Source organism: Seleniivibrio woodruffii (assembly GCF_029267515.1).
Lineage (GTDB): Bacteria > Chrysiogenota > Deferribacteres > Deferribacterales > Geovibrionaceae > Seleniivibrio > Seleniivibrio woodruffii_A.
Window position 1 is genome coordinate 25,531 of sequence record NZ_JAJUIS010000017.1, and the last position, 6,300, is coordinate 31,830.

Consider the following 6,300-nt stretch of genomic DNA (forward strand, 5'->3'; position numbering starts at 1 on the left):
TAAATAAAAATTCAAAATATTGACAAACATATTCAGTTTTACTGATAAGAGAGGCTGATATGACAATTACCCTGAGGCAGCTTGAGATTTTTGAAAAGGTGGCAGTGAGTCAGCATGTTACAAAAGCGGGTGAAGAGCTTTTCCTCAGCCAGTCAGCGGTAAGCATGGCCGTTGCCGACCTTGAGCGGGTAACGGGCGCGCCCCTTTTTGAGCGCCGCGGAAGAAGACTTCTTCTGAACGACAGGGGACGGGAGGTCCTGCCGGAGGTTCAGGAGGTGCTGAAAAGGGTGTACCTTATCGAACAGTTCCTGAACGAGTCCGTGGGCGAACCGCTGGGTGTTCTGAAAGTCGGGGCGAGCACGACCATAGGCAACTATCTTCTGCCTAAGATAGTCGGCGAGTTTACGCACAGATATCCTCGGGCGAAGGTGCTCCTTTACGTCGCGAACACACAGCAGATCGAAGAGGCGGTGGAAGAGGGCGAATTTGACCTTGGACTCATAGAGGGACCTTCCCATAACCCCACGCTGACCGCTGCGCCATGGAAGGACGACGAGCTGGTGGTCATTGCAGGAAAGGAACACCCCTTTGCCGAGATGGGGTTTGTGACGTCTGAGATGCTTTCAGGTGCGGACTGGATAATCCGGGAGAAGGGTTCGGGCACAAGAGAAGTTTTTGAGACGGCGATGGACGTTAAGGGTATAAAGTATGCTGTGTCCATGGAACTGGGGCACACGGAAGCCATAAAAAAAGCTGTTGAAGCGGGGCTTGGGATAGGCTGTCTGTCAAGGATGGCGGTTCAGAGAGAACTTGACAACGGATGGCTCACTGAGGTTCACACCCCTTTGAACCTGAAACGTAAGTTATTTATCCTGACAGGTGGCAGCAGCTACAGAACGCGCCTTTTCCGTGCATATGCGGAACTGCTGGAGAGCATAGTCATATGACTACACCCTCGCGAACTCTGCGCCGTTTCCGCCGCTGCGTTTGACCTTATATATTCCGTCGTCGGCTCTCTTTATGATTGTTTTCATCTGCTCGTGGAGATTGGCTCCCTCGGCAAGGACTGCAGAAACAGCGGATATGCTCAGTGTTGTTCCATGGCGTTCGGAGGTCATGTATACCTCCTGAAGTCTGCTTACAACCCTCTCCGCAGCAGAAAGCTCTGTCTGCGGCAGCAGTATCCCGAACTCGTCGCCGCCGAAACGGAAGGGCACGTCCCGCCCGCTGCGTATAACCTCGGTCATTATCAGTGCGAGTTGTTTCAGAACTCTGTCCCCCGTGTCGTGTCCGTATGTGTCGTTGACCTGTTTGAACTTGTCGCAGTCCACCATGATAAGTGTCAGAGCGGTTTTACTGCGTTTGGAGTTCTCCGCCTCCGCCTGAAAAACGGTGTCAAAGTATCTTCTGTTGAAAAGTCCGGTCAACCCGTCGCGTTCCGCCAGTTTTTTCATCATGTTGGCTTCCGTGCGGGTTTCTTTCAGGTTGTATATCAGCATGTTGTTCTGTCCGCGTATAACGCGCGCAAGTGATTCCAGACTGCGCAGCACCTGAATCTGATAGTTCTCCTCGTCCCTCTGCATGGGGAGGTTGAAGTGCGTATCATAATACCCGTCCTTGATGCGTTCGGAAAATTCGTGTATTTTCAGCAGGTTCTTTTTGAACAGAATATATTCCAGAAGTGTTGTGAGCGACTGCGAAGCGAGAAGAATAAAAATAGGGATGAGAATGAGTGCGCTGCCTCCCGGTTCGACAATTTTATGCTCGTAAAGCAGAATGATGGCGAGCATGGGTATCACCGCAAGAAATAGGATGACTATGAAAAGGTGTACCCTTATTCTGTAATTAACGTTTATTACGCCCGATTCCGCATCTGTTGCCATGGGTTCCTCCAGAGCCGCCGAAATCTTTTTAATGCGGCAGGGGAAACCGTGCTTTTTTGTGTTTATTGTCTCTGTTGTTTCCAAGGTCCTTAACTCCGGAAAACGATAATGATTTTCATTATCAAAATTTGACGATACTGTCAATGTTAAATCTTCCTTTCCATATCCCGCCGCGTGTGTATCATAAGTAGTAGGGGTGAAAATATGAAAATCATCAGAATAGCGTTTGCGGTTTTCCTTGTTTGTCTGACGGCGCTTCTGTTTTATTTGGGCGGACGCTACAGAATAACCACTGTTAAGTATGATGCGGCGGAGATGAACCGCAGAGCAGGCGAAAAAATATTCGAAGATGACGCTGATATCAAAATATCCGCTCCTGTTATAAAATCGCTGCTCCACAGAAAGATATTCAAAGAGGCGAACAGTATCCCGAAAGAGGTTATAAAACCTTTTGTTTCAAAGGATACTGTCTATCTGAGCCTTTCCTACGATGTTATGAGAGCGGACGACAGGTATGTCGGAATCTTACTGCGCCGAAGTTCATATTTCCGCAGAGCAGCCCACGGCGACAGCTCTGTCACTCCGGTGAATATAGATATCAGAAACAACAGGTTCGTTGAGTTTTACGATGTTTTCGATAAGACCAAAGATCCGCTTCCGTCGGTGAAAAGTATTATTAAAAATAAGATCGGAAACGACTGTCCGCTGTTTGATACGCTGGACAGCGAAGGTTTTGTGCCGCGTTTCGTTCTGAAAGAGGGCGGGATAGATTTTGTATTCTCAAAATATGAGATTACCCCCGGATATTGCGATTCGTTCGAAGTGAATATTCCTTATGCCTCCCTGAACGGGCTTTTGCGGGCGGGTTTTAATTTATGAGAGGTTATGTCATGAAAATAACAGGCAATATTGTCGATATAATAAACAGGAAAATTTACGGAGGCACAGTTTCTTTTGAGAACGGAAAGATAGTGTCCGTTGAAAAAGACGGGAAGGTGCACAACTGTTTCATCCTACCGCCGTTCATAGATGCCCACATTCATATCGAAAGCTCAATGCTTGTGCCTTCTGAGTTTTCCCGTCTTGCTTCTGTTCACGGCACAGGCGCATGTGTCAGCGATCCTCACGAGATAGCTAACGTTCTGGGCATGGATGGTGTGCGCTTTATGCTGAAAAACGCGGAACAAACCCCTTTCCGGTTTTTTTTCGGCGCGCCGTCCTGCGTTCCGGCAACCCCTTTTGAAACTTCCGGCGGAACCGTTTCCGCTGGGGATATTGCGGAACTCTTCACGGATGAGCGTGTAAAATATCTGAGTGAAATGATGAATTTTCCGGGCGTGCTGAATGGTGATGAAACCGTTATGAAAAAACTTGCGATGGCAAAGGCGGCGGGCAGACCTGTTGACGGTCACGCTCCCATTCTGCGGGGTGAGAACCTGAAAAAATATATCAGCAGCGGTATCACCACCGATCACGAGGCTGTTTCATACGAAGAGGGCAGAGAGAAGATATCCCTTGGCATGAAGATACAGATACGCGAAGGTTCCGCAGCTAAAAATTTCGAAGCGCTCTTTCCGTTGATAGACGAGCATCCTGATATGTGTATGCTTTGCAGCGACGACCTCCACCCTGATAATCTGACCGCAGGACACATAAACCTCACTGTCAGGCGTGCTGCTGCAAATGGCGCAGATATCTTTAATGTGCTTACGGCGGCATGTCTGACTCCGGTCGGGCATTACGGGCTTGACTGCGGACTCCTTCGGGCGGGTGACAGCGCGGATTTCATCGTTGTGGACAGTCTGAAAGATTTTAACGTGAAGCAGACGTGGATAAAGGGTGTTCTCTGTGCTGAAAATGGTGTGTCACTTCTTAAAAGCGTTCATGCGGAGCATCCGAACCGCTTCTGTGCAGCGGAAAAAACACCTGCGGATTTTGCCCTGTCCGTTTCAGTTCCTGTTGATGTTATAACCGTTGAAGACGGTCAGCTTGTTACCGGAAAAATGAAAGCCTTACCTTGTCCTGAACAGGATATACTAAAATTGACAGTAGTTAACAGATATGAAGATTCAAAACCTGCCGTTGCTTTCGCAAAGAATTTCGGTTTGAAAAAGGGCGCGTTTGCATCCTGCGTCGCTCACGATTCACACAATATCATTTGTGTCGGCTGCGATGATGTGAGCATTGCAAAGGCTGTAAATCTGGTTATAAAAAACAGTGGCGGTCTTTCCTGTGTAACAGACGGGGAAGAGCTTTCGCTTCCGCTGCCTGTGGGCGGAATAATGACCGATGCCGACGGATATGAAACCGCTGAAAAATACAGGGAACTGGACAGTATGGTTAAGTGTGCGGGTTCGAAACTTACGGCGCCTTTTATGACGCTTTCTTTCATGGCGCTTCTGGTCATACCATCGCTGAAACTCAGCGACAAAGGTCTGTTTGATGTTGAGAAATTTGCTTTCGCGGACTGATATCAGGAGTTTTCTCATGTACGGGCGGTCTTTTTCAGACCGCCCTTTTGCTTATTATTTCATTGATTTATAGTTGTCGCAGCCTTTCTGTTCCTTCAGGTCACATGCCTTTCCGAAAAGTTGTTTCGCTTTTATCCTGTTCACTTTTACACCGTTTCCGTCGGCATAGGCTATTGCTAAATTGTTACAGCCGGAACCGTAACTGAGATTACAGGATTTTTCATAGAGCTTGAACGCTTTTGTGATGTCCGCACGGGTGCCGCGCCCTTCCTGATACATATTGCCGACCATGTTGCAACTGAGTCCGTTACCCATATCGCACGATCTGTTGTAATATTTGAACGCTTTAAAATAATCCTGTTCTGCCAGAATACCTTCGGCATACATGTAGGCAAGGTTTGTACATGATTCGGAACGTGTCCCGTTGCATCCGTCTTCAAATATCTTAAATGCCTGCTGTTTGTGTTCCGCATTGTATGGCTGCTCTTCGAGCAGGTTGACCGCAAGGTTGTAGCACGCAAGTTCGTTGCCCATATCGCATGATTTCTGATAAAGAGCGAGTGCTTTCTTTGAGTCCTTTGCAACGCCTCTGGCATTGTCGTACATGTGCCCAAGATTGTTACATGCCATGGAAACGTTGTTGTCACATGCCTTTGTGTACATTGTCATTGCTGTGTTGTGGTTTATTACAAATCCGAGAGTTTCGTCATACGCAAGATTTCCTGCCAGATAACAGCCGTTGTAGTGGTCGAGCGTACAGGCAAGATTCATAAATGTGAAAGCGAGAGAAACGTCTTTTTTAACTCCGTCTCCGGACTGGCTTTTCAGTCCAAGCTGGTAACATGATTCCGCATCCGCATATTCACAGCCTTTTTCATATTTTTCCTTCATCAAAGGATAATTTATTTTAACGCCGAGGTTTTCAAAATACATTTCGGCAGCAAATCTGCACCCCATGCCGTCCTTTCCGTCACACGCCCTGTTGTACATCTCAAGAGCTTTTGCATATTCCGGTTTGTCTGTGGAGGTTCCCTTTCCCTGATACAACAAGTTTCCTTTGAATCTGCACGCTGCGGCGTTGTTGTTGCTGCACGCTTTTTCGTAATATTTTATCGCTTCGGAGTAGCTTTGTTTGAACACATTACCTTTTTCATACATGAAGGCAAGTCCTGCACAGGCTTTTCCATAGTTCAGCCCGCACCCCTTTTCATAAAATGCGGCAGCGTTTTCAGGATTTTTTTCAATCTCCTCTCCGGTTTCGGATAAATAACCCATATTATAACAGGTGTAACCGATTCCTCCGCTACATGCTCTGGAATAGTAGTCTACTGATGCGTCAACATTCTTTGATGTGCCGTATTCAAAATAGTAGGAGTCTCCAGCGCTCGCGCACGCGGATGCCACGCCGTTTGCACAGCTTTGTATGAAAAGACCGAGAGACTTTGCCCTGTCCTGAGCCACATACTCGCCATTGAAATACATATCCCCAAGATAGGCACACGCAATGGAGTTGCCCTGTCCGCAGAGTCCGCTGAAAAGCTGAAACGCTTTTTCATAAGATCCGCCGTTGTATTCTGCCACAGCGTCTTCCAGTTCACCGGCATAAACCGCAAAAGAGAACAGCAGAAAAACAAATAATAATACCCTTTTCATTAATCCTTAACCCCCGATAGTGATAGAGACGTGTCCGCCTCTTGTCCTTCCGTATTCGGAACAGTTTTTATAAATGCTATGTGAACATCTGATTGAATAATAACTTGAAAATTTCAGATATGCAAAAGAAAAAGGGGAGCGTCAGCTCCCCGCAGATTGCTGACAAACGCCGTATTTCGAAAGAAGTACGGCGTTTTTTGTCTCTTTATCTTTTTATTCTCTTTTTCTGATTTATATTGCGGCAAATAGCTGTTTTTTACCCATATCATTCTCTATCCCAAACATTTCTTCGA

Annotated in this window: 5 protein-coding genes; 3 read left to right on the forward strand and 2 right to left on the reverse strand. The window is 47.0% G+C overall.

Annotated elements, in window-relative coordinates; genetic code table 11:
• Nucleotides 1-59: 59 nt before the first annotated feature.
• Nucleotides 60-947 carry a LysR substrate-binding domain-containing protein gene (locus tag Q7P67_RS12325; protein ID WP_303852533.1) on the forward strand — a complete coding sequence of 296 codons (888 nt, stop codon included), beginning with the start codon at nt 60-62 and terminating at the stop codon, nt 945-947.
• Here the strand turns inward: Q7P67_RS12325 and Q7P67_RS12330 are convergent, their stop codons facing one another.
• Entirely contained in the window at nt 948-1,967 is a 1,020-nt protein-coding gene (locus tag Q7P67_RS12330; protein WP_303852535.1) for a GGDEF domain-containing protein, read from the reverse strand.
• Nucleotides 1,968-2,087: 120 nt separating this feature from the next.
• Here Q7P67_RS12330 and Q7P67_RS12335 point away from each other — a divergent pair, with 120 nt between their 5' ends.
• Together Q7P67_RS12335 and ade are read left to right on the forward strand one after the other, a co-directional pair.
• On the forward strand, nt 2,088-2,762 hold the full coding sequence (locus tag Q7P67_RS12335) for an RsiV family protein (protein ID WP_303852537.1): 675 nt from the start codon (nt 2,088-2,090) through the stop codon (nt 2,760-2,762).
• 11 nt (nt 2,763-2,773) lie between these two features.
• Nucleotides 2,774-4,354 (forward strand): adenine deaminase, encoded by a 1,581-nt coding sequence (gene ade / locus Q7P67_RS12340; RefSeq protein ID WP_303852539.1) that lies wholly within the window; start codon nt 2,774-2,776, stop codon nt 4,352-4,354.
• Between the two features lie 54 nt (nt 4,355-4,408).
• On the opposite strand, the gene Q7P67_RS12345 is transcribed toward ade, so the two are convergent.
• Nucleotides 4,409-6,007, reverse strand: coding sequence for a tetratricopeptide repeat protein (locus Q7P67_RS12345; RefSeq protein ID WP_303852540.1), 1,599 nt, complete (start codon nt 6,005-6,007; stop codon nt 4,409-4,411).
• Nucleotides 6,008-6,300 lie beyond the last annotated feature (293 nt).